We start from the raw sequence: 25,965 nt of genomic DNA, 5'->3' as shown, positions 1-25,965 counted from the left end.
GTCTTTCTGAACATAATCGGTTGCGCTTATTTTCCCTACAAGATACGATTTTTTTTCCTGATAGCAATGGGTTTTTGAACCCCGCTCGTGATATTTTTAGTAAATAATCTGTCCGCGACTTTTTAAAGTGGACTCAATAATCATTATTTAAACAGCTATTAAAAATCAAGTAAAGTGCAATTTTATTTCACCCAGCCCCACTAATTTTACCTCCGTTATTTAGAAGAGCGCAAATAAATTACTGGAACAGTTTTATTATTAGCAATTTAAATGTATTTTTGTATGAAAAATTTAGAATTTGTGGAGTTGAATGCCCAAGAGTTGGAAGAAGTGAATGGAGGTATTATTACTACGAATCCTTTTTATGGGATACAACAGTGGATTTTGGGAAAAATGAATGATTTATTTGCTAAATAGTAAATTTCATTATCCTATAACGCAGTTTTGATTTGAAAAAAAGTGCAGGATTTAGTTTCCTGTGCTTTTTATCAATCAAAATATGTTCTACCTTTATTTCTATTCCTTTCATGACCATGAGAATTAGGATAAATTGAATGGGAAAATATTTGTACATAGAAATTTGATGAGTTGATACTTTTGGAAAAAATAATTTAAAAATAATATTGATTATGAGACGATTGAATAATAGATGTTTAGTGCTTGGTGTTGTGTTACTTGCTGTTTTTATTTTTTTACGAATAAATTATGATATTGAGCCATGGATTGCTAATATTTTTATTATTCCAATTGGATTCCTATTCTTTAAAGGTTTTAATAGAGGTAACTCAACGCTATCATCTGAGCTAATTATCCTTACCAGTTTCACTTTGGGGCTTGTTGTAGCTTCTCTATTGGCTAGAAATGTGTCTGTAAATGAAATTCTAATAAGATCATTTGCAGCTATCGTTAGTGCAGGAGTAGTGGCTATCATTCTTTATTTTCGAAGATGATATTATTTTGTTGTAATCCTACAGTGATAGCAAAGGATAATGTTGCCTTCCTTAGAAGGCACAACCCTATAGGGTTTGTCAACGAAGAGTTGACACGTCTAAGAAACTTAGAACTGTCAACGATGTGATGATATGTAACATCTAGTTCTTAATTGGGAATTGGCACGTTGCGTTATATGAGTTAAGCGAATCAGGGATTGGGTAATGAATATATACTTTAGAATGCTACAATGAAGTTATCCAGTTTTATTTCATCAGATGACAAGAATGGATTATCAAAAAAGGGGATAATCTTCAAAGGGATTTTATTTTATGTGATGTCTCTTTTCACGTTGGTGATTGTTATCCTGGCCCTGATTGTTATTTTGAATTTATTTAATGTAGATACAGAGTCATTGAAATATCCTCTTGATTCAGAGAAGAATGAAATTAGAAAAAAGGGTATTCTATATGTACTATTTTTGGTCGTTTTTTTCGGGCCATTAATAGAAGAGCTGAGTTTTAGATTGGGATTATCATTTAAACGAATGCATGTTGCCATCTCGGCAGGAGCTATCACTTATGTGATTAGTTCATTATTGTCGGGTAGCAAATATTTTGAAGGCATCCACTATAAATTGATTCTTGCAATACTTGCAGGTTTACTTCTATATCGTATAGGGCAGACTACATTGGACAATATTCAGCAGAGGTATGGCCGGATGATAATATGGATAATGATTTTGTCTTTTGGTTTTTTACATGTTTTAAATTACGACATTGAAGTCACCTCTATACTCCCGATGTATTTTGTGATGTGTTTGCCTCAGGTGTTGATGGGTATTGTATTTGTATATTTCAGGTTGAATCTGGGATTTCTTTATGGATTGGGTTTTCATTGTTTACTAAACGGAATTTCTTTTTTGCTTTCGTTGAGAATGATGTGAATTCTATTGTTGTTTGTGACTAAAGGGTGAAAATTATTGGATAAACATTTTTTCAGAAAGTTTAGAATAGGTGTTTTTATCTTTTTAAATTCACATCGGATTGCATAGAAAGACAATATATGAGAAAAGATAAAATTTTAAAAATTATATGCTTAATACTTTTCCTGCAAGCTTTTATAGTAATTGTAAATTCACAAACAATAGTTATAAAAGGGGATATTATAAATGAATCTGACAATAGAGGCATCCCCAATATAAATGTCTTTTTAAAGAATACACAAATTGGTACCATTTCAGATCAAAACGGAAAATTTACCCTAAATATTTCAAGTAAATATATAGATGAATATCTATACTTTACAGGAGTTTCGTTCAATGGGGACAGTATTTTGGTAAGGGAAATTAAATCTCCGGTGACAATAAAATTATCGCCAAAGACCTATCTCCTTTCAGAAGTATATGTAATGCCAGATAGCACCTTATATACGCTATTAAGAAAGGCATACAACAAAATTCCAATTAATTATCCCAATATACCCACACTGTATGAGGGTTTTTACAGGGAGAGCGTGCAAAATGAAGAAGAGTTGCAGACTGACTTTATAGAGGCTGTACTATCCATCTATAAAGATCCCTACCAAAAATCGAGCAATAGTCCGGGACAGGTTGAATTGCTTAAATCCAGAAAAAGAAAAATAAGGGACACCGGAATATTATATTACGGGGGACCCTACCTGACAATTAAGAATGATTTCGTATTATCACGTGCAGATTTTATCAAGCCTCAAAGCCTTAAAAATTATAAATTCATATTCAATGGCATAAAATCGTTAGAGGGAAAAGATTGTTATGATATTGGTTTTCAGAAACTAACCAAAGATACACTGGCTCTTTACGGGACAATGGTGCTTGACAAAGAAAGTCTTGCCTATGCATCGTTTGAGCTGAATAGAAACTCGATGTCATCCCATCCACAAATAAAACAACGAATAAATACGGTAAATGTGGCTTATGAAGAAATTGATGGCAAGTGGTATCTGAAATATTACAGTACAAAAAATGAGGATATCAGAAGATTGGATGAAAAAAGAATATATGGTTCCATTGAGTTTATTACAACTGATATAAAGAGTGATTCAGTTCGCCCAATTCCTTATGAGCGACAATTACAGTTTTTTGATCCCCTGATAACAAGGGCAGAGGAGTACAATAAAAAAGGATGGACGGATTATTCTATCCTTGACGGAGAAGATGAAAGTAGATCCAAGTTCCAGTTTACAATAGACGAATCAACTGAAATATTCAAAGAAGATTCCCAAGCCAAGTCAATCCGTGCCATGAAAGTGATTTCTGTTCTGACAAAATTCCATTATGACATCGGGATATCATACAGGCAGGCAAGCACAGATGCTGTGCACCACGATATTTCTTTTCAGCCTAATGGCTATTCATTTGCAATTAAACACAATCAGAAAGCAACAAATGACAATATTCTTGTTCAAACTGTATTCGGATATAAGCTCAATAAAAATATTAACGTATTCTATCAGGAGAATACCGATTTATTTAATAAATCAATCTCTATAAACGAACGATATTTGGGAATTGGATATAGCAAAAATGTAAAACCGACAGGATTGCCCTTATTTCTTGAAACTTCTCTCATGTTCTCCAGTAATAGCTATTTTTCCGATCTTGGTGAATATGATAATCCTATGACTTTCCAAATCAATGGAAAAAAGATAGATTCAAAAGTCGTGTCATTTGATTATGGATATAAATACAAGTCTATTACCTCTCAAATATCAATATCAAAAAGAATCAGCAGGCTATTTTCTATGAGTATGTACTTGTTATATGATATCCATCTGCATTCTGATAAGATATTCCGGATAAAAGAAGAAAAAGGTGGATTATTCTCAAAAAAGAAAATTGAATTGAAAGACAATGATGTAAATCTCAATTTTATCAATGGAAATTCTCCATGGGATTCTTTTGATGTAGGTAATGCACAATTTGGGGTCTTGCTAAAGTTTAACTGAACAAAGTCACTGAGATGAAAAGATGTCAGGATATGTTGTTATTGTCATAGATACATCCTATATTTGCCACTGTTATATGCGGAAAGTGTGTAAAAAATCACATTATCCACATGAAAGTGTGAACGACATGGAGAATTTTGAAGAATACGAAAAGGAGAAGAAAACGATCAACATTTATACCGCGAATGGGGTAGGGCTGGCGATTACCGGTGCGGCGGCAATATTGTTCGGTGTTCCCTTTTATCTTATCTGGGGGCTGAACTCCTTTCTCTCGCTACAACAGGTCTTGCTATTTATCTTGTTATTTGTGGCAGGTATTGTCATTCATGAACTGATCCACGGTTTCTTCTTCGGGTTGTTTGCCAAAAACAGGTTTAAAAGCATCCGGTTCGGGGTGATGTGGCAGATGCTCACCCCCTATTGCCATTGCAAGGAGCCACTCAGGATAAAGCACTACTTCCTGGGGGCGTTGATGCCGGCGTTGCTGCTGGGAATCATTCCGGCGGTGATAGCGCTTTTCAATGGCAGCGGGATGATGTTGCTGTTTGGCGTTCTTTTTACCGGTGCCGCGGCGGGTGATTTTATGGTGGTGTGGATATTGAGAAAGGAACATCCCGATACTTATGTGCAGGATCACCCGTCGGAAGCGGGATGTTTTGTTTACCGGAAGAGAGAGGAGGTCTGATGGGAACTTGTGGTAGAAAGTGTCTTTTTTTTGTTGTTTATGGACAACAAAAAATATACAAAACTGTTGTTTGTAAACAACAATTTCGCTTTAGAAAAATAATTGACCCGAACCAATTGAATAAAAGGAGCAAAAAAGAGAGGGGATTATTACTTCTCAGAAAATGAGAAAAATAGGTTCAATAAAAAGTCAAAAGAAAAATAACATTCCAGCAGCATGGGATTAAAACGAGGAGATAGAGTAGGAAAGGGGCAATTTATACGTTTGTTGATCATGGCTGGTGCGCTGTTCGCGCTCATCTTCCTGTTCAGTCTCAGTCCGACGCTTTCGGAATGGTATATGCGCCGGATTTACCCGGTGGTGGCTGCAATATTATCTTTTGTCTCCAACATTTTCCCGTTTTCTTTATACGATCTGTTCCTGGTTTTGGCAGTACTGCTGTTGATAGGATTGATTGTGTCCGCCATCATTCGTAAGATATCTTTTTCACGGTTCCTTTTTTCACTTATCCGGTTTGTAACGGTGATGGTGGCCTGGTTCTATTTTGGCTGGGGAATTGCTTATTTCAGGGAAGATTTTTACACCCGGAGCGATATCGTGGAAAAGAGATATGATCCGGAGGTCCTTAAGGATTTTACCGTCCGATTTATCGGGAAAGCCAATCTCTGCTATGTCGACTGCAGGGATATGGACCGGAGCGAAGTGCGGAAAGAAATTGAATCATTGTACCGGTCGTTGTGCGAACCGTTAAGGATATCTTACCCCAACGGAAAAAGGAACCCAAAGCCGATGATGTTCGAACCGCTCTATTCCAAGATGGGCGTTTCCGGGTATTTCGGTCCGTTCTTCAATGAGATACATGTGAATAACTACAGCCTTAATTTTACCTATCCATCTACCCTGGCGCATGAAATGGCGCACCAGTTCGGAATTGCCCTCGAATCGGAAGCGAACTTGTATGCTTTTGTCATTTGTGCGCACAGTGACAACGAAAAGATCCGCTATAGCGCGTACGTTTCAACGCTCCGGTACCTGTTGAACGATATCTACCAGTTTTTGCCCGAGGAGTATGAGTCATTAAGAGCGTCTATCCGTCCGGAAATCATCACCGATCTCCGGCAAAACCGGGAGCATTGGCTCGCTGCAAGAGATGAATCCTTGTCGGCCATGCAGGACAAGGTATATGACGGTTACCTGAAAACAAATAAAATCAGTTCGGGACAAGCCAACTATTCAGAAGTAGTCGGCTTATTAGTTTCGAGTTATGATACTTTGATGGAACGTTTTCGATAATCAAACCTCCTGCTCTCCCCAGCCTCTCTCATCCATTTTTCACTCTTCACTCTTCATTCTTCATTCTTCACTCTTCACTCTTCACTCTTCACTCTTCACTCTTCACTCTTCATTTACTCCAAATATTCCCCGATTCTTCCACTGATCTGTAGCAGTGAGATTTCGTAGAGTTTCGTGTTGTACTGCGCGGTGAGAAGCCGCTGTTCAGCTTCGAGCAGGCTGTTTTGCGCTTCCCGCAGTTCCAATCCGGAGAGGTCGCCGATCTTGTATCGTTCCATGGCGATCTCGTAATTCAATTCCGCATTTTTGAGGCTTTCTACTTCCAGGTTAGTCAGTTCTACATTGATCTGATAGGCCATCCACATATTGGCGAAATCGCTTTCCAACGCCAGTTTATTGCGTTCGACCTGTAATTCACGGTTTTGGACGGTGATCCGGGCATTTTTCTGTTCCCTTTTGCGATTGAATCCATCGAAGATGGTATAGCCGAGGGTGACTCCCACATTGGGACCCCAGGTGCGTTGTTTGTCGAGTGTGCCGGTATTGTAGTTGTAATGGGTAAAGCCATAGCCTGCATTTAACCGTAAATAAGGATAGTTGCGGCTCCTCAGGCTTTTAAGGTCCAGTTCGCTTAATATTTTATTCTTATCACTCAGCAGGAGGACCGTATTATGCTGTATTGCCCGGCCGAACAATTCTTCTTTCGACAGGGCGGCATCCAAAAGAATGGTGGTATCTTTTGCGAGGAAGTACTGTTCCACATCGCCACCCATCAGTTCATTCAGGCGTATTCTCGAACTGTTGAGCGTTTCGTAATGCTGGATAAGCAGTGAGCTGTCGGCATTGAAATATACTTTTGCCTGTTGCAGGTCGAGCTGTGAAAGCGATCCCACCTGATAACGTGCTTCCACGATGCGTAACCTTTCTTTGGAAAGTGAAACCGCGTATTGGAGGTTTCCCAGTCGTATCTGTTGTTGCACATAATTGTAGTACTCTGCCGTGAGGCTGGCAATGAAATCTTCTACCGCTAACCGTGTGTTCAGCTCCCCGATAGTTTGCAGCTCTTTTAACCGTTGATAGTTGGTTTGTATCCGGAACCCTTCGAAGAGCGTCCAGTTGAGGTTTACACCTGCATCCAACGTATGTGTATTGGAGTTGCGGTTTTTTATTGTCTCCCCTCCCTCCGCAGGATACTGGTCGGAATTGCTGTTGCGCAGGTTATAACCAGAGTTCAGGCTGACATCCGGCAGGAATCCCGCATTCCCCAATGTGACATTATTATCTGAGATCAACTCTTCATTGCGTACGATACGCAGATCGTAATTGTTTTCCAGTCCGATCCTCAGGCATTCCTGCAAATCCATCAGGGGCTGTGTGGATTGTCCCGGTTGAACTGTTTGCCCGTTTTGTTGTACGGATTGTTCCTGAGGCGGAACTTGCCCGTTTTGTGCGGACACAGCAGGCACGGTCAGCAGGAAAAAGAGTAGCAATGGCACGTTTTTTATCATCATTTTATTCGATAGTTATTCGATAGTTATTCGGTTGTTATTCAGTTGTAATTCGGTTGTTATTCGATGGTAATTCAGTTGTTATTCAATTGTTGTTCGGTGGTAATTTGAGCATTATCCCGCAAAGCGGGAAATAACATGCGAAGCATGAATAACTATTGAATAACGCGAAGCGAATAACGGCGAAGCCGAATAACAATAGAATCATCACATCAGTAAATCATCAAATCAACTTTGTTTCCTTTTCAACCGTTTCATCTCCTGTACTTCCCTGTTTGTAGAGAGATAGACATACATTGTCGGGACGATATAGAGGGTGAATAGGGTAGAAATGAGCAATCCTCCTACTACGGCCGTACCCATGGCGACCCGTCCGTTGGCTCCTTCACCACTGGCAAACATGAGTGGTAGCAGTCCAAGGACGGTTGAGATACTGGTCATCAGGATGGGGCGTAACCGCTGTACCGAAGCGTCGATGATCGCTTTGAGCTTGTCGACGCCGGCGTTCTGCCGCTGGTTGGCAAATTCCACGATAAGGATCCCGTTTTTGGTCACCAAACCGATCAGCATGATAATGCCGATCTGGCTGTATATGTTCATCGTGATACCGAACACACGCATGAACAGCAGTGCCCCGAACAGTGCCAATGGAACGGTGAACATGATGACAAACGGATCTTTAAAACTTTCGAATTGCGCAGCCATCACAAGGAAAATCAACAGGATGGCGAGGCCGAAAGCGAAAATCAGGCTGGAGGAGCTCTCCTTGAAGTTCCTGGATTCACCTTCCAGGGCAGTCCTGAATGAGTCGTCCAGCACTTCGGAGGCTATCCTGTCCATCTCGTCCAACCCTTCGCCGAGCGAATAGCCGGGAGCTAATCCCGCGGTGATGGTGGCCGAGTTGAAACGGTTATACCGGTAGAGTTGGGGAGGGGCGACCGTTTCTTCGAGTTTCACCAGGTTGTCCATCTGGATCATTTGGCCGGCATTGTTTTTGATGTAGATAGTTTTCAGGTCGACAGGGGTATTACGTTGTTGACGGTTGATTTCACCCAGTATCTGATATTGTTTCCCGTTCATGTAAAAGTAGCCCATCCGCTGGCCGCTCAACGCGTATTGGAGGGTTTGCCCTATGTCGCGGGTGCTTACCCCGAGCATGGCCGCCTTGTCGCGGTCGATGAGGATTTTTGTTTCCGGCTTGGTGAACTTCAGATTCACGTCGCTCATCTGGAAAAAGGGACTCGCATTCACCCTTTCCATAAAGGGAGGAATGAATTCCTGCAGCTTTTCAAGATTGGGAGCTTGCAGGATATATTGTATTGGCATGCCGGCGCGGCGTCCACCGAAAGTGGATTGTTGCTGTACGAAAGCACGGGCAGCGGTTTCATTCCTTACGGCGAGGGTGAGGGCATCGGCAATTTCCATCTGGCTGCGTTCACGTTCGCGCATATCCGGCAGCACAAGCCGTATCATGCCGAAAGTGCCGCGGGTCATATTGATATTTGACTCCCTTTCCGGGGCGATAGAGTCGGCTATTTGCGAGATGCGTTCGGTATAGTCCCTGATAAACTCATAGGTGGCTCCTTCGGGTGCGGAACTCCGGATCATCACCATGGAGCGGTCTTCGAGGGGGGCCATTTCAGAGGGTATCCTGTTCCAGAAAATAACGATACAAATGACCGCCACGACGATGACCGGCAGTACAAGCCATTTATTATGCAGGAAGGCCCGCAACGACCTGTCGTAGAAATGGTTCAGTCCATCGAAAATAAATTCGGTCTTTTCATGCAACTTATTCTTTTTGCGTCCCGTGGTGAGCATTTTGGAGGATAGCATCGGCACGAAGGACAGCGCGGCAAAAGCCGAGATAATAAGCGCTCCGGAGATCACGATGCTGAACTCACGGAACAGGCGTCCTGTCATCCCTTCCAGAAAAACAATCGGGAAGAATATCGCCACCAAGGTCATGGTGGTGGAGATCACCGCAAAGAAAATCTCTTTCGATCCCGCGATGGACGCTTCTTCAGGATCCATTCCACCCTCCACCTTCTGAAAGATGTTCTCGGTCACCACGATCGCGTCGTCCACCACTAATCCGACCGACAGGACGACGGCCAACATCGATAGCACGTTGATGGAGAACCCGGCCAGGTACATCACAAAGAAAATGCCGATCAGCGAGATAGGAATCACGAGGGCAGGGATCAGCGTTACCCGCCAATTCCTTAAAAAGATGAAAATGATGGCTACCACAAGGATAAAGGCGATAAGCACGGTTTCTTCCACCTCGTTGATAGAAGCCCGGATGAACTTGGTGTTGTCGAACGCTGTGTCGAGGGTCACATCTTCCGGAAGGTCCTTGCGCATTTGTTCCATACGCATCCTCACCTCATCGGCAATATTGATATGATTGGCACCCGGTTGCGGGATGATCACGCAACTCACCATGGGCACTCCATTCCTTTTGAGGATATTTTGCCGGTTGGCCGCGTCGAGTTCGGCAAACCCCACGTCGCGGAACCGTACAACCCGGAAGTCATTTTCCACCAGGATGAGGTTGTTGAAATCTTCCGGTGTCTGCATCAATCCCATGGTGCGTATGGATTGGGATATCTGGTCGCCCTCAATGCTTCCGGCGGGAAGTTCGATGTTTTCCCTGTCGAGCGCATTTTTTATATCTATCGGGGTGATATTGTATGCTGCCATTTTAAGCGGATCGAGCCATAGGCGCATGGCATAGCGGTATTCACCCCAGATCTCCACGGCACTTACATTGGAAATGGTCTGCAGACGCTCTTTCACGGTGAGGTCGGCGATCTCGGAGAGTTCCAGCATGGAGCGGATGGGACTCTGCACGGTGATCTGCATGATGGGATCGGAGTCGGCATCGGCTTTCGACACCGTGGGAGGATCCACATCGCGCGGGAGGTACCTTTGCGCGATGGAGACCTTATCCCGCACGTCGTTCGCGGCGGTCTCCATGTCTACGCTCAACTCGAATTCCACGGTGATCCGGGAACTCCCTTGGCTACTGCTGCTGGTGAGCGAACGGATTCCCGGGATACCGTTGATGTTTTGCTCCAGTGGTTCGGTGATCTGGTTCTCAATTACTTCCGCATTGGCGCCGGGATAGGATACCTGAACGGTGATGATGGGATTGTCCACGTTGGGATATTCGCGGACAGGAAGACTGGTATATCCGATCAACCCGAAGATAATGATGATCAGTACCAACACCGTGGCCAATACCGGCCGTTTTATGCTTAATTCAGATAGGTTCATCTCGTTTAATCTGCTCTGTTTGCCACCATTTGACCGATTTGTACCGGCATCCCGCTCCGTAACTGCATTACACCGGTGGTGAGCAGCGTGTCGCCTATGCTCAGGCCGCTGATTACTTCCACTGATGCCGATGTGCGCATGCCGGTGACGATTTCCACCTCTCTTGCATTGCCATTGTCATACACATAGGCAATATCGCGACCCATCTCCTTGATGCTGGAAATGCTGGGTATGACAATGGCATTGTCGATCCGGTCGAGATTGATGCGGATACTGGCGGACTGGCCCGGTTTCATCTTCCCGTCGGCATTGGGGTAGCGGGCACGGGCAAAAAGGCTGAGAGTACGCACGTCTAACCGTGATTCCACAGCATACACTGTGGCGTTGTATACTCCCAGGTCATTTTCTACCGAGAAATAAATTTCTGTTCCCGGCTTGATCGTATTCACAAAATTCTGGGTGAGGGAAAATTCGATCTTGAGAGGTGAGATTTTAGTGAGCGTAGAGACTACGACTGAAGGTGAAGCATAAGCGCCTTCACTCACCTGGCGCAAGCCGATCATCCCGTCGAAAGGAGCCCGCAATTCGGTTTGCTGAATGCGTGTTTTTACCAATTCGATATCGGCTTTTAATGTTTCTAATTGTGTCGCTACCGATTGATAGGTTTCCTGGCTGATGGCATCCTTTTCAAGGAGTGTCTGTTGACGGTATAGCCTGTCTTCCGCAAGGGGTAATTGAGCTTCCAGTTTTTTTAATTCTGCTTGAAGGGGTGCATCGTTCACCTTGGCCAGTAATGTCCCTTTCCGCACCTGGGATCCCTCTTCGAAATAGATGTTGGTGATCTTCCCTGCCGATTCAAAAGTAAGGTCAACCTCTTCATCCGGTAATAAGATACCCGTTATCCGAAACATATTATTCAATGTTTGTGGTGTCAGGACTGTGGCATTTACCATTAGTGTCGATCTGTTCAAACCTCCGCCTGTAGTAAGTGGGGCAGAACTGCTATGCTGTCCGCCGGAACTAAACAGTTGTTTGATCTTTGGAAAGAATGCCATCCCCAGGATTAATACTGCGATGGAAGCAAAAACAATTATTTTCGTTTTTCTGTTCATACAATTGTGTTATTCTTTTCTTATGGATTAACCCCATTGACAGATTCGAATAAATTCAGTCGTTTTGAGTCGCCTTCGCTCCTCGATTGTTAATTCTCGCTATGGCAGAGACCAAACTTGTTTGGTCTCTACTCATTTAGCTTAACAAAAACATTCAAAAATACCGATTAAAGTAGAGAAAAAGTAATACTAAGACTCTTTTTAGATTTTTTTAGGTCTCATAATCGATATATCATTCAAATAAATCGACGAATAGTAGTTCGAATCACCGATTAAATAACTATTTTTGACATTCGAATATCAGCTTCAAAACAACAAAAAATAAATAAGATGAACGTGAAAAAATTATTACTAACATGGGTATTTGTAATGAGTGGCATATTGTGGGCAGAGGCCCAGGACTGGGCAAATTTGGAGAGGTTCGGGGAGGATAACGAGAAACTGGGACCCGCGAAAACATGTGACCAGCGGGTGGTATTTATGGGTAACTCCATCACGCAGGGTTGGATAGAGCAAGTGCCCGAATTTTTTGAGGGACGTGACTATATCAACCGTGGGATCAGCGGACAGACTACACCGCAGATGCTGCTCCGTTTCCGTCAGGACGTGCTTAAGCTATGGCCCAAGGTAGTGGTGATCCTCGCCGGAACCAATGATATTGCGGGTAATACCGGTCCTACCACGTTGGAGATGATCGAAGACAATATCCAATCCATGACGGAATTGGCGCAAGCGCATGGCATACAGGTGGTGTTGTGTTCGGTGCTTCCTGCGTATGATTACCCGTGGCGACCCGGATTAGAACCTGCTCCCAAGATTGTGGAATTGAATAAGCGCATCAAGCAATATGCTTCCACACGTGGGGCGGTTTATTGCGATTTCTTCTCCGTCATGGCTGATGAACGGGACGGTTTGCCGGAATCACTGTCGGGAGACGGTGTGCATCCCAACAAAGAGGGATATGCCATCATGGGGCCTTTGGTGGAGACAGCCATTGCCCGGGCACTTCTCATGTGGAAGGAGTTTAAATGATATTGCTGACGAAAATTGTCAGGGAGTAGTCTGAAAACTACTCCCTGACTCCGGATTTACTATTCCGCTCCTATGAACTCATATTGTTTGATATCCCTTAGCCCGGGAGCGCTGAGGTAACTTCCCAGATCTCCACTGATCTTTACTTTTTTATTGAAATTCTGCGGATTAGCCCGTAGATTAAGCTTGTCTCTCACACTTCCACTGCCTAACATCACGGGTATAATCTTTTCTAAGTCAGTCTCTCCTTGATTAGTCGCCAGCGCGAGATTGCTTTGAGAGATGGTGGTATTGCCCGATAAATCGGTCGAAAAACTGTTCATGGAGGACAACGAGAAATAGCCCACGATATACCCTTCCACCCATACACCGGCTTTATCCTGGTATTCTTGTGCTTCTTCTACCGTGTAAGGAGTTCTCTTTGAACCCGGTATCCTCGGAGGGTCTTCAGTTGTGGTGGGTATGGTCGCACTGCCGGAAGGTCCTTCGGTCCAATCGGAAATCTCTCCTGTGGTAATGGCGGATATCAGATCAGAATCCAAATAAATATTGTAGGTGTAACGGGTCGATTTATTGAAAGCTTGAATCTCCGGCACACTGCTTAGGGGAATTTTGAATGTCTCATTATCCAGCACGAACCAGAATTCCATCCCGTTAAGGTTGGTTGTAGGCAAAAGGATGGCCTCGGCAGTTGCCCCATCGGATGACACCATACATGGAATATTGCCGGTGGCGGAGGGAGCAGACAATATGCCGCTTGCCAGGTTGAAATCCGCTTTTGTTGACACATTGGTTATAATGACTTCTATGTCATCCAGGCTTGATTCAATTTTGTGCGTTATCTGGAGCATGATTTTCGACAGTTGGTGCGAGAACTGCATATTGACAGCCGGGTTCCCCGCATGAAAGGTTTTGGCATTGTCGGAATAGAGGAGGTCGATATCGGCTTGTACCGATTGATTGGACAAGTCAACGGGATAGATGAAGTCGGCAATGTCTTCCTTGTAAGGGTAATAACTGATGAAATCCACATTTGATCCATCAAGGGGAAAAGTGATGGTTTTCGCACCTTTTGCCGGTGAAAACGCGGTAGTGCCCGTCGTCTGATACTGTACATTCTTCATGAGAGACGAGGAAGCAAGCGTTTCACCCGATTTTTTCATATAGACACCAATGGCGTCTCCTTTATCCCAGGCAGAGCCGGAGGCACGGGTCTTTAATCCTTCGATCGTGGCACTTAGTTGAATCTCTTTGGCTATAAAGCCAAAAGGATCGGGAGTATCCCCTTCGCAAGAAGAGAGCGCCACACTTATTAGAAAATAAAGCGACAACGTTTTCGTTAAGCCGAATGAACAGAGCCAAGCTTGCTTGGACTTTGTCATGGCGAAAAAACGCCTGACTTTAGTGAATAATTTTTCTGTTTTCATGATCTGGTTTTATTAACGGGTTTTAATGGCCACCTGGTTAGGATGGTATTCAAATAGAAAAGATAAATAGGAGAACCTCTAAAGATGATTGTCAAAATAAAAGCAGCCATCTAAGAGTAAAAAGGCGAATTACGCGGCATCAATCCTCAAACAACACTCTACGGCGTATCAATACACAGTTATACGGCGAAAAAAGGCAATCAATTCATATTATTCCGTTTCCAAAATGAAACGGAATGCAATTACGGAATGATATAGTAAACGTCCAAATTTATTAATGAAAAAATATATAAAAAAGATTAAACCTGACACAACTCTTATAACAATGAAAAGACTCAGTCGTACAATTAAATACGACTGAATCTAAAGAAAAGAGATATGATATATTGTCGACGAAAATTATTAAATTATCAAATCAGTAAATCATCAAATTAGTTTACCTATTCGAGAGTTGATAACTTCCGGAACCCAATTCTATTTCAATTCCATTTCCTGTTTCGGTAACATTCCTTACGCCATTCCCGGCCGGTTTCGACACATTCAGTTCTTTCGGCAGCCTGATAATGGCCGAACTGTTCCCCGGAATGGTGATATCCCAGAGGAATGTGCCGTTTTCTTTTTTCCATTCGCTTTTTATCTCACCGTAAACCGACTTATAAGAAGCTTTCACATGTGATAATCCTTCGGGAAATTTCGGTTCCATCAGCAGTTTCTTGTATGCCGTACCTCCGGGATGGTTTTTGATCCCTGCCAGGTCCTCATAAAACCAGATCAGCAGGTCGCCCAGCAGCATCACGTGGTTAGCGGAATTCATGGCCGGATCGGCCGTATCCCCGTTCCATAGTTCCCAGATGGTGGTTGCCCCCTTTTCAATCATGTATCCCCAACTGGGATAGGTGCGGTTAGTGGCGATACTGTAGGCCAGGTCTACATTTCCATGCTCGGTGAGTCCGCGCATAAGGTGTTGTATGCCCAAAACGCCCGTGCTTACATGTCCGTTGAAATCTACTTCGGTCTTGTGTACGATATTGTCGAACACCTTTTGTTCATATCCTTCGGGAACCAATCCCAATTGTAGTGAAAGGATATTAGCCGTGACGGTGTTGTTATCATAGAGCGCCGAATCAGCATTGAAGAAACGGGCATTATAGGCTTCTTTGATTTTCGATGCCAGCTCTTTATATCCGGCTATATCCTTTTCGTTTCCGGTGAGTGTGGCAAACTCGCACATCAGATCCAACAGGCTGTAATACATGGTGGAACTAAGTACTGCACCGGCCGTTTTCCGGGCGGGATCTTGCGAGTGGATGAGTTCCTGCGATTCGGGCGGCATGCACCAATCGCCATAAGTGTCTTTTGTGACGATATAATCCTGCATCGATACCTGTTGAATGCGTTCCAGATAACGTTTCATGGAAGGGTAATGCCTTTTAATCGATTCAGTGTCGCCATAGTTTTGCCATAACATTTTTGCAGCGTAGAAATAGGCGGCCGGCCAGGTCACATCGTCATTGTAGATGGTCCAGTAGCGTGGGGAGACCACGGATATACTTCCTTCCGGACTTTGAGAGTCCTCTACATCCTGGAGCCATTTGCTGTATAGGAGGGCATTATTGAATACGAATGCCTCTCCGAAACAACCGGTCACCCGGTCGCCCATCCATCCCTGGCGTTCGTCGCGTTGCGGGCAGTCGGTGGGCATGCCACGGTAATTCCCCCGGATACCCCAATAGGCATTTTTGAATATCTGGTTGATGGTTTCGTCGGATGTCTCGAATTGTCCCGTCGTTTCCATCAGGTCATAGATGACTCTCCCGGTGAAATCGGATAATGCCGGTTGATAATCCAGTCCTGATATTTCCACGAAGCGGAATCCATGAAAGACGAAAGAAGGTTCCCAGCTGAAATCCCCATCTTTTGCAGGGGTGTAAATATCGGTCACCTTTGCACTCCGGAGGTTTGCCATATAGAGTGTGCCGTCGGGATTGAGCAATTCCGCGAACCGCATGGTGACAGGTTGATCCTTTTTCCCCTTCAACCGGTTGATTTTTATCCAGCCTACCATATTCTGTCCCATATCGAGGATGAATTTTCCATCGTCCAGTTTTGTGATGGCTACCGGTGTCAGTTCCTCCTGTACACGGATGTTTGGATTGGGTTGTGCAACGAGTGTACCTTCAGGTGCATCCATCATATCGGCCTGCTGCCATGCCGTATCGTCATATTGGGCCTTGCTCCATCCGTCCAGTTCCAACCGGGCGTCATATTCTTCGCCGTCGAATTCATTATTGGCAATGATGGGGCCTTTGGAGGTGACCTTCCAGGATTCGTCACTGACGATGACGTCAGTGACGCCGTCGCCGTACTCAATTTCCAATTGGGCCAGCAGGCGAGGCAATCCGAACATGATACTCCAATTGTCCCGCATGCCGAAATAACGGCCGTTGCCCAGTTTTACAGCCAATAGATTGTCGTTTTTCCTGACGAGTGACGTGACATCATACACATTATAGTACACTTTTTCGGGATACCATGACACGGTAGGAGCAAGGACGTCGTCCGAAACACGTTCCCCGTTGATATAAGCTTCATAAGCGCCTTGCCCGGAGATATAGAGTACTGCACGCCTCACACTTTGCTTACTGTCGAACGCTTTTCGCAGGTAACGGGCGGCCAGGCGGGTGTGTGCCTTATCTGTTTCACCGGGATTCGAAAGTGCATCTTCACCAATCCATTTGGCTTTCCAGCCGGCAATATCCGGTAAAGCCATTGACCAATGGTTGACTTTGCTCCAGGCTGTTTCTCCCTGGTTGGTAATTACTTTCACCCGCCAGTAATAGACTTCTCTTGGAGAGAGTGCATCTCCTTTATAAGGGATCAATATGGATTCATCATCTGATACGATCCCGGAATCCCATAACAGGTTGTTCCCTTTTTCTAGGTCCTGCTCCGATCCTGCGACCTGAATCTGATAGGCTTCCTGCTGCAGATCGGGTTGGGCGGAACTGATTTGCCACGAGAACCGGGGAGTTGAGGTACCCAGTCCCTGTGGATTTTCCTGCATTTCCACTTTCAGGGAATCTACTTTGACAACCGTCCCCTGACATCCGGCCATAAATCCGGCCAGGATAAGTACAATTAAAGAATAAATGTGTTTCATATTTGTTAAGAATAAAGAGTAAAGAATAAAGAGTAAAGAATAAAGAATGAAGATTTTTAGAACTAAGAACCAAGACTCACCTTCCCGCCTAATCACTAAATCGGTATTTTCCTGCCGGAATTTCAAACAGGATATACCCGTCCTCCCTGTCAGTTTCCTTCACATAATCAGCATTCACATTCACATCCACCGTTTTTCCATTGTTGTCAGGGAACAGGATGGTTGCCGTACAATTAGGCGGTACCGTTACGTTTAATTCGGTTTTTCCGTTTTCCCGTTTCCATGACGACTCTATCAATCCTGCCGGCGAATCGAACGACGCTTTTGCGTGCGATAATTGAGTTTCTGTGAGCTTCGGAACTTTTACCACAAACTTTCGGAATCCGGGGATATCGGGATCTCTTCGGATACCCGATACTCCGTCGATATACCAGGCACCGGGATAGAGAAAGGAGCTGTGCAGCAGTGAATGTCCTGGCAAATCCTTTTCCCACATCTCCCAGATGGTAGTGGCTCCGCTTTCACGCATAAGCCCCCAACTCGGGTAGGTAGTCTGGGATGCCATTGAATAGATAAGATCATCGCGCCCCTCTTCGCGCAATACTTTGAAGAGCATTGCTCCGCCGGTAATGCCCACGTCGATATGTCCGTTTTGGTTGACCAGGATTTCCTTTGCGAGTCTTTCCATCACTTGGGGTCTCAATTCAGCCGGTATGATATCGCCGTAAAGGGCGGCAGAGAGGCTCCGCATCGTCTTGTCGGAATAATTATGGTCTTCCGGATGATAATATTTGTCATGGAGGGCTTTAGCTGACCGTTCTGCCTGCTGTGCCCATCGCCCTGCCTCTTCTGTTTTTCCGATTACCCGGGCGATTTGTGCTGCCGTTTTCAGGTTATATATCCAATAACAGTTGTTGAAAAACAGGTTTTCATCGGAATTGTTATTCATACCTTGCGATGTGGCACCCGGCCAAAGCCAGTCACCTAAGAAATCCCATTGTCCGCCGTATCGTTTCAGCATATCGTTCTCGACGTGGGTGTCGAGGAACGCCAACCATTCGTCGATCATTTCGAAGTTTTCTTCGAGTACCCTTGTGTCCGCATAATGTTGGTACATGAACCAGGGGAGGGTGACCACGATGCCGCCCCATGCCGGGCCGCCACCACCGTGATAAGTCGGTGCTGTCTGAGGTAGTACGCCTCCACCCAGTATCCTGCCGCTTCCCTCTTGCTTACGCGCCCACTCCGGATCGTTCATATTGCCTGTCATGGGCTCCGTTCCCTGCACGTCGCGCCAGTCCTCCAGCCATTTGGTATAGAAAGCCCCCAGTTTGTAATTGAACAGGCCGGTTTCGGAAGTGGCATGGGCGTCACCACCGTAGCCGAACCGTTCGCGCTGAGGACAGTCGACGATAAATCCGCCCAGTGATAGGTTTTCAAATGTCCATTTTACAGTATTGTATATCCAGTTTTGCAACGGATCGGAGCACTCGAAGCGGGTAGCTTCATCGAAAGCGGTACGCACCATCCATCCTTTGATATCCTCTTTTTGGGGAGCCGATTTCAACCCTTTGATGGTGATCCATCTGCCGGAACTGTAATTGAAACGGTTTTCAAAGGTGCCTTTTCCTGAAGTGCCGATTACATACGCATTCATCAGCCCGAATGTTATATCATCCTGCTCCCGCTCTGAAAACAGAAACCGGATGGTATCTCCGGGATTGCCTTCTACCGGGATTTGTGTCCATCCCGCGAAATTCACTCCCATATCCACACGATAACTTCCGTCCGGACGGGATTCGATGGAGACGGGATGAAGCTCGTCCATCAGTTTATTGGTTTCTACTTGTTGCGCCGATAGCTGCAGTGCCGGTGTGTATACCGTAGCTTTTTTCCAGTTGCTGTCATCGAGGGTTGCCAGGTTCCATCCTTTTACTTCTTCACGGGCATCCCATATCTCTCCTCCGTAACCACCTACGCCAAAACCCCAGTTGCCCGTCAACATATTGGGACTGGGGCAGGTTTTCCATGACTCGTCGGTGGCAATCCTTATTAGTTTTTGACCATTCTTGGCCCAAATATCTGTCTGTGCAATTGCGAGGGGAGTGCGGGGCTTATCCGGGGTTGAATAAGGCCCGAAAATAGACCATGAAGTTCCCAACCATAACACAATGACGTTTTTGCCGGAAGTAAGCGCAGGGGCAATGTCGTAGGCAATATAGCGTGCCCGTTTGGTATGATCTGTGACTGCCGGGGCAAGCACATGATCGCCTATTTTCTTCCCGTTGACATATACTTCATGATACCCTACCGATGCCACAAAGAGTGTTGCTTTAGTGGGTTTTTCCTTTAAATCGAAAGTTTTCCGGAACCAGGGATCCTGCATCTTGTTAGGCCCTTCCGCCGGGTTGTAAGCTTCGTCCGTGCCGATCCATCTTGCCGTCCACTCATCTTGAGAGAATAAGCCCGTGCTCCATTCGGCCCATTTGGCGTACACAGATTCATTTCCTTTTTCATCCTTCACGGCTACCGTCCAATAATATTTTTTATCGGATTGAAGTGGTTTGCCTCCGTATTCAACCAGCTGCATATTATCAGATGTGATCCATCCGCTGTCCCACATATCACCGAAATTATCCGCTTTTTTTTGTTTTGAACTGCCGACCAATATGCGGTATGCCGTTTGCCGCTGACCATAAGCGGAACCGTCCGTCTGCTGCAGTACCCAACTGAAACGGGGAAGGATTACGTCCAATCCGGAGGGGTTGACCAGGTATTCGCAGGTGAGGTTAACAGGGATTACCGATGATGGAGGTTTGCTTCCCCAAGCCGTTATGACGGTTAGTGTAAGTACAGTCAGAAAAAAAATTGCTCGTTTCATATTTTAGAGTAAAGAGTAAAGATTCTCGGAGCCCAGAACCATTATTGATTGGTAGATTTATTGATTTGCTAATTGCTGCTTAATTTATAAATCAGTAAATCAATATATTATCACATTGTCGCATTAGCATATTATTCATATTATCCATAGTAAATGTAAAATTATGAGTTCCGGCTTCCAACACCGTTACTTTCTCTCCTTTTACATAATCGGGAAGATACAAAGTGGCACTGCTGTTCGCAGGTATTGCAACCTGGTAGTTTATTTTCCCTTTCTTCCATTCCCACTGCGATTGAACTAATCCATAGGGAGATTGAAACTGCGCATCGAACTGTGCCAGATCTTTTTCAAAATGAGGACGCAGGATAATGTGTTTGAACCCGGGTTGTGCCGTATCGGGATAGATACCTCCCAGTCCTTTGAAGAACCATGCGCCGATTTCACCGAACATCATGTGGTTGTCGGAGATATCCCGCTCTGCATCCAGATCCCAGTTCTCAAGCAGGGTGGTGGCCCCGTTCACAATCCACCATCCCCAGGAGGGATATGTGTCCTGTACCGCTACTTTATACGCCACCTCGGGGTAACCGTTTTCACTTAACGCATTCAAAATTGCTTTGGCGCCCAATACCCCCACATCCAGATGGAATCCGGCTTCTTTCACTTTGCGGGCAAGATTATAAGCCACCTTGGTTATCATCTCTTCCGGTACCACTTTCCATTGCAGGGGTACACTTAGTTCGGTCTGGGTGCCACTTGCGTAAATGCCGGTTTTCCGATCCAGGTATTTATCGTTGATCGCATTTTTAATTTTCTCTGCCAATGCGGAGTAATACCGGCAATCGTTTTCCTTTCCGAATAGCTTGGCTGCCTCTGCCAAAATCTTTGTATCTACATAGAAATAGACGGATGAAGTCAATTCCAGGTTCGAATGTGATTTTACCGGAACCCAGTCGCCCCGTCCCCACGAGGTCAGTCCCTCAGGACTTATACGATCCACGTAATCCACATATCTTTTGATATTCTCATAACAATCTGCCAATAACTTGCTGTCTCCATAGAACTTGTATATTTCCCAGGGAATAATGGCAATGGTACTGGTCCAGTCCAATCCGTTGGCGGTGCCATAGCCCCATCCTCCTGTAGGAATAATATCGGGTAATACCCCATTGGGTTGTTGTTCGTCCCGGTGGTCGGCCAGCCATTTTTCATACACCGTGATGCCGTCGAAATTGTAGAGGGCGCTTTCAATGGCAAGATGTCCATCCCCTGTCCATCCGTTCTTCTCACGTTGCGGGCAATCGGTAGGATACCCCATCAGATTCGACAGATAGGCATTATTAGTTGCCCTCCATAATTGATTGATAAGGTCGCTGGAAGTCTCAATTTTGCCGATCGGTGATACGTCGCTGTGCATAAAATAAGCCGTCACACTGTTCTTATCCAGATCAACCGGTTCAGTGCTTGTTACCTCCACATAGCGGAACCCTTTGTAATTGAAACGCGGCATAAATTCATCCTCTCCTTTTCCGCTCAATATCAATATGTCTGTCTGGAAAGGATCTTTCTCCTTGTCGCCACGATAGTACACATCAATATTCGACAAGTCGATCCGTCCGTTGTCATACAGACGTTCTCCATGTTTTATCCGCAGCTCGGTCCCTGCTTCACCTGAGACCTTTATTTGGGTCACTCCCGACATGTTTTGTCCGAAATCATACACATAAGTCTTTTCATTAATCTTATTGACGGATTGGGCGGGTAAAGTCAATACATTACGTACCGGTCTGAGTTGTTGAGCGGTAATATTGGTGGATGGCGCGGAACGCAGCATTACCCCGTGCCATTGTGAGTCATCGAATCCCGGCCCACTCCAGCCTCCCTGTTCCAGCCGTGCGTCGTAATGTTCTGCCGTATAGATGCTGTTAAAGATTACCGGGCTATCCGATCTCTTCCAGCTCAGGTTGGTAGGAATAGTTTCTATAGAGCCATCAGTATAGGTAATACGCAGGTCGAGACAGAAAGCGGGACGGTTGCGCCAGGGGGCACGATGGAAATCCCATACAGCCATCGACTGGTGATTATACCAACCGTTGCCCAATATCACTCCGATTACGTTCTCTCCTTTTTGAAGCTGGGCGGTCACGTCGTGCGTGACATAGAGGTTTCTTCGGTCAAAACGGGTGTACATCGGATCGAGGCGCTGGTTCCCGATCCTTTCGCCGTTGATATGGAGCTCATACAGCCCGGCGACGGCGATGTATGCTCGGGCAGATGCGATCTCTCTGGCAGTTTCAAATTTTTTACGGAAATAAGGAGCGCCCTCATAATGGATATCCTTTCCGTCACTGATCCAGTCTCCCTGCCAGCTACTGATACCCATCATTCCGGTTTCAAAAGATTGGATACCGGATGTACTCGTTTGTTGCATCCCATCCCATACAATCACTTTCCAGAAGTATTTTGTGAAAGGTGTGGGATTGGTTCCCTTATAAGTCACGAGTTGCCGGTCTGAATCTACCTTTCCGGAATCCCATATCTCTCCATCACCATTGACAACTTTCAGGGAGTCGGTACCAACAATAATCCGGTAGGCGGACTGCTTTGCTCCCTGCCTGTTGTCTTCAATCCTCCATGTCAGCCTGGGACTGGGATTATCTATGCCAATGGGATTTTCCAGATGATCTGTTTTCAGATCAACCGGCAAAAAGGATAATTCGCCTTTCAGGGAATAACTGAAAAGGAAGAGTGTAAGGAATATAATTGATCTGTACAATTTTATCATCACAATAAGGGTAAAAGTGAATTTTCATTATTCACATTGGCATATTCATCCATTGTTATTGTTGTTGTAAACGAGTGATTCCCGCTCCCGACGGAGAGGCAATCTTCTTGTTGAGGAAGATAGACTTTGGCTGTACAGTTGTGAGGAACGGACAAATCCATTCTGAACTGATCACCATCGATTTTCCAGTTAACGGAAACCGTCCCGTACAATGTGTCGTATGAAGCTTCCACGAATTTCAAATCTCCCACCGGTTTAGGTGCAATCACTATATTCCGGAAACCGCTGTAGTCCTCTGTCGTTATTCCTGCCAGCGATTTATAGAACCATTCTTCAATCTGGCCCATCATGAAGTGATTCCATGACGCACCATCCCTCGGATCCCATAGTTCGGTGAGCGTGGTAGTGCCGAATTGCAGTTGGAAACCATAGCCGGGTACTTCCCGGTGATTTTGCATCTTGTACATGATTTCGTTCAGTCCGTTATCCGCCAACGTTTGGAACAGGTATCTGTTACCGACATCTCCCGTGGAAAGCCGATACCCTTTTTCCTGTATATCTTTCACCAGATTATCCAGAACAGCTTGTGTATACTCAGGCTCCACAATCCCTGCGAACAACGGCATGGCATTCGATGCCTGGCTTCCCGTACCGTATTGACGGGTGTTTTCATCAAAAAACTCTTTGTTGAATGCGTCCTTAACCTGCTTTCTTAGTTTTGAATAAAAAGTAAAATCGTTGCGATTATTCGTTATTTCAGCAGCTTGCGCCAGATAGTCGATGACCATATAATAATGGGTGGAGGCAGATAACGATACCGGCGTGTTTTTCGAGGGACCATAAGGTTCGTTTTTCCGGTAATCGCACCAGTCGCCCAGTCCATGTGAAACAATATGATCGGTTGCGGTGGAAGAGAGGTAATCGACATATTTTTTCATTACGTCGTAATATTTTATTATCAATGAATTATCCCCATAAAACCGGTAATACATAAACGGCAGAAAGACAGCTGTACTCCCCCATTCGGGTGAATCGCGGAAACCATCCTTGAAGACAACATATTCGGGAGCGATATCGGGAACAAGGCCATTTGGCAGTTGTGCATCACGAATATCCTGCATGATCTTCGGCGCGAATGTCGTCAGATCGAAATTGTAGAATAGTCCCGGGCCGTTCAGGTGTATCTGTTCCAACCATCCTAATTTCTCACGATGGGGACAATCGGTGAATACAGCATGCATATTGCTTTTAATGGCATTCACTATGATCCGGTGTGCCTCATTGAATATCTCATTGGAACAGTGAAAACGGCCTGTCTGGGCGCTCGAATTATATACAAAATGGGATTCGACTTCGTTTGGCTTAATCCCGTCCGCTTGTATATATTTATAACCGTAATAGGAGAAACGGGGATGCCAAACCTCCTCCGGACCTCCTTTCAAGGTGTATTCGTAATAATAGGGCGATCCCGATCGTGACTGGTCTATTGTGCCATCTTCATGAATCTTTTCACCCACCGTCAACCGAACCTTATCCCCCGGTTTTCCTGAAACTTTGATCATCGGAAAACCCGACAGGTTTTGTCCCATATCGAAAACATGTGCATCACCTACTTTTTTCACCGATTTAGGTAAATAGGTTTCCATTATTTTGACGGAGGCGGTTGCCTGCGGGGTCAGTTGACCATCCGGGGCGCTTTGTACTACTACCGGATGCCAATCCGATTCATCGAATCCAAAGCTGTCCCATCCTCTTTGTTCCAGCCTTGCATCATAATCTTCACCACCATACATGTCATTGAAGACAAGAGGGCTTAAGGAGTATTTCCAGCTTTCGTCCGAGGCTATTTCCTGCTTTGTGCCATCTGTATAGGTTATATGCAATTTGAAAAAGAGGGTGGGAGGCCCGAAGCTTACCTGCATTTTCACATACCGGCCGCCTTGCTGGTTAAAAAAACCGTTACCTAACAATACCCCGATTGCATTGTCTCGTTGCAGGGCATCAGTTATGTCATACGCGTTATAATAGATTGTCTTGTCGTAATCGCTCCACATCGGGTCAAATTGGGAGTCGCCTACTTTTTCTCCGTTCAGCGACAGCTCATAATGCCCCAGTCCGCTGATATAGATGATCGCGTCTTTAACCTTCCTGTCGGTGGAGAAATCTTTTCTCAGATAGATACTTCTTCTGGAGAGTGGATGGGTATCTTGCCATTTTTTTCCTGCCTCGGACGACATGGCCAATCCATGGTAGTCTCTTCCTTCCGGGATATGGGCATCTTTCCTGTCGATCGCCCCGATCCATTTGGCCTTTAATCCTGTATCCGATGGAGCCATCCGGAATCTGTGCATCTCACTCCATGCTGAAGCATTATTGTCAGAGTCCCAGGCCTTGACTCTCCATAGATAGGTTGTCCCCGGTTCCAGCATTTGTGATCCGCTATATTGCACCCGTTGGTTCAGATTGGATTGCACTTTTCCCGAATCCCATATTTTCACCTCTTTTCCATTGACACGGGTATACATCTCTATGGTGTAGGCAGACTGGTTAACATCCTGCTTCTCGGATTGGAGTTGCCATCCAAAGTGAGGTTTGCCGGAAACTAACAGAGGTTCTTGTTGATAGTCACAAGTGAGTTTTATGATCCTGAATTGATGAAGGGTCTGTCCGTATGCTATGTTTTGAGTACAGATCATGAAAATGAGCAGGATAATTAAAACTCCCGGCTTTAGAAACTTGTGTGAAATGGTTAGCAGGTTCAATAAAGGCATGTTGCTTTTTGTATGATGATATTGTTACTTAATTTCGGCACATAAAACTCAATCTTACAAAGTTAAGACATTATTATCATTCTGTAACTCATTTGGAATGATATAAGGACT

15 protein-coding genes are annotated in these 25,965 nt (G+C 44.9%); 7 read left to right on the top strand and 8 right to left on the bottom strand.

The window, feature by feature from the left end; translation table 11 throughout:
* The first annotated feature begins 282 nt into the window (after window positions 1–282).
* The 6 genes from ABV001_RS01560 (at window position 283) to ABV001_RS01535 (ending at window position 5,896) form a co-directional block, all read left to right on the top strand.
* On the top strand, window positions 283–417 hold the full coding sequence (locus ABV001_RS01560; RefSeq protein WP_352421183.1) for a class IIb bacteriocin, lactobin A/cerein 7B family: 135 nt from the start codon (window positions 283–285) through the stop codon (window positions 415–417).
* A gap of 212 nt (window positions 418–629) precedes the next feature.
* Entirely contained in the window at window positions 630–950 is a 321-nt protein-coding gene (locus ABV001_RS01555) for a hypothetical protein (RefSeq protein ID WP_323424006.1), read from the top strand.
* Between the two features lie 230 nt (window positions 951–1,180).
* Window positions 1,181–1,876, top strand: a complete 696-nt coding sequence (locus ABV001_RS01550) for a hypothetical protein (protein WP_323424005.1) — start codon at window positions 1,181–1,183, stop codon at window positions 1,874–1,876.
* Window positions 1,877–1,995: 119 nt separating this feature from the next.
* Entirely contained in the window at window positions 1,996–3,918 is a 1,923-nt protein-coding gene (locus ABV001_RS01545) for a carboxypeptidase-like regulatory domain-containing protein (protein ID WP_352421182.1), read from the top strand.
* A 127-nt stretch (window positions 3,919–4,045) separates the two neighbouring features.
* Window positions 4,046–4,603 (top strand): DUF3267 domain-containing protein, encoded by a 558-nt coding sequence (locus tag ABV001_RS01540; RefSeq protein WP_352421181.1) that lies wholly within the window; start codon window positions 4,046–4,048, stop codon window positions 4,601–4,603.
* A gap of 216 nt (window positions 4,604–4,819) precedes the next feature.
* Entirely contained in the window at window positions 4,820–5,896 is a 1,077-nt protein-coding gene (locus tag ABV001_RS01535; RefSeq protein ID WP_352421180.1) for a DUF3810 domain-containing protein, read from the top strand.
* Between the two features lie 113 nt (window positions 5,897–6,009).
* Here the strand turns inward: ABV001_RS01535 and ABV001_RS01530 are convergent, their stop codons facing one another.
* The 3 genes from ABV001_RS01530 to ABV001_RS01520 all read right to left on the bottom strand — a co-directional run bounded on the left by ABV001_RS01530 (window position 6,010) and on the right by ABV001_RS01520 (window position 11,798).
* Window positions 6,010–7,404 carry a TolC family protein gene (locus ABV001_RS01530; protein ID WP_502929816.1) on the bottom strand — a complete coding sequence of 465 codons (1,395 nt, stop codon included), beginning with the start codon at window positions 7,402–7,404 and terminating at the stop codon, window positions 6,010–6,012.
* 228 nt (window positions 7,405–7,632) lie between these two features.
* Window positions 7,633–10,686: an efflux RND transporter permease subunit gene (locus ABV001_RS01525; RefSeq protein WP_352421178.1), complete on the bottom strand. Its 3,054-nt coding sequence runs from the start codon at window positions 10,684–10,686 to the stop codon at window positions 7,633–7,635.
* A 5-nt stretch (window positions 10,687–10,691) separates the two neighbouring features.
* Window positions 10,692–11,798 (bottom strand): efflux RND transporter periplasmic adaptor subunit, encoded by a 1,107-nt coding sequence (locus tag ABV001_RS01520; RefSeq protein WP_352421177.1) that lies wholly within the window; start codon window positions 11,796–11,798, stop codon window positions 10,692–10,694.
* A 330-nt stretch (window positions 11,799–12,128) separates the two neighbouring features.
* Here ABV001_RS01520 and ABV001_RS01515 point away from each other — a divergent pair, with 330 nt between their 5' ends.
* Window positions 12,129–12,830: an SGNH/GDSL hydrolase family protein gene (locus ABV001_RS01515; protein WP_352421176.1), complete on the top strand. Its 702-nt coding sequence runs from the start codon at window positions 12,129–12,131 to the stop codon at window positions 12,828–12,830.
* Window positions 12,831–12,889: 59 nt separating this feature from the next.
* Here the strand turns inward: ABV001_RS01515 and ABV001_RS01510 are convergent, their stop codons facing one another.
* The 5 genes from ABV001_RS01510 to ABV001_RS01490 form a co-directional block, all read right to left on the bottom strand.
* Window positions 12,890–14,257 carry a fimbrillin family protein gene (locus ABV001_RS01510; RefSeq protein WP_352421175.1) on the bottom strand — a complete coding sequence of 456 codons (1,368 nt, stop codon included), beginning with the start codon at window positions 14,255–14,257 and terminating at the stop codon, window positions 12,890–12,892.
* Window positions 14,258–14,693: 436 nt separating this feature from the next.
* Window positions 14,694–17,417: an alpha-L-rhamnosidase gene (locus ABV001_RS01505; RefSeq protein ID WP_352421174.1), complete on the bottom strand. Its 2,724-nt coding sequence runs from the start codon at window positions 17,415–17,417 to the stop codon at window positions 14,694–14,696.
* An 88-nt stretch (window positions 17,418–17,505) separates the two neighbouring features.
* A complete protein-coding gene (locus ABV001_RS01500) occupies window positions 17,506–20,298 on the bottom strand; it encodes a family 78 glycoside hydrolase catalytic domain (RefSeq protein ID WP_352421173.1) in 2,793 nt (930 codons plus the stop codon).
* Window positions 20,299–20,389: 91 nt separating this feature from the next.
* Window positions 20,390–23,083 (bottom strand): alpha-L-rhamnosidase, encoded by a 2,694-nt coding sequence (locus tag ABV001_RS01495; RefSeq protein WP_352421172.1) that lies wholly within the window; start codon window positions 23,081–23,083, stop codon window positions 20,390–20,392.
* Window positions 23,083–25,854, bottom strand: coding sequence for a glycoside hydrolase family 78 protein (locus ABV001_RS01490; RefSeq protein ID WP_352421171.1), 2,772 nt, complete (start codon window positions 25,852–25,854; stop codon window positions 23,083–23,085). Before ABV001_RS01490 ends, ABV001_RS01495 begins: the two co-directional genes overlap by 1 nt.
* Window positions 25,855–25,965 lie beyond the last annotated feature (111 nt).

The organism is Proteiniphilum sp. (genome assembly GCF_040307845.1).
Classification (GTDB): domain Bacteria; phylum Bacteroidota; class Bacteroidia; order Bacteroidales; family Dysgonomonadaceae; genus Proteiniphilum.
This window is presented reverse-complemented; position numbering and strand designations above follow the sequence as displayed.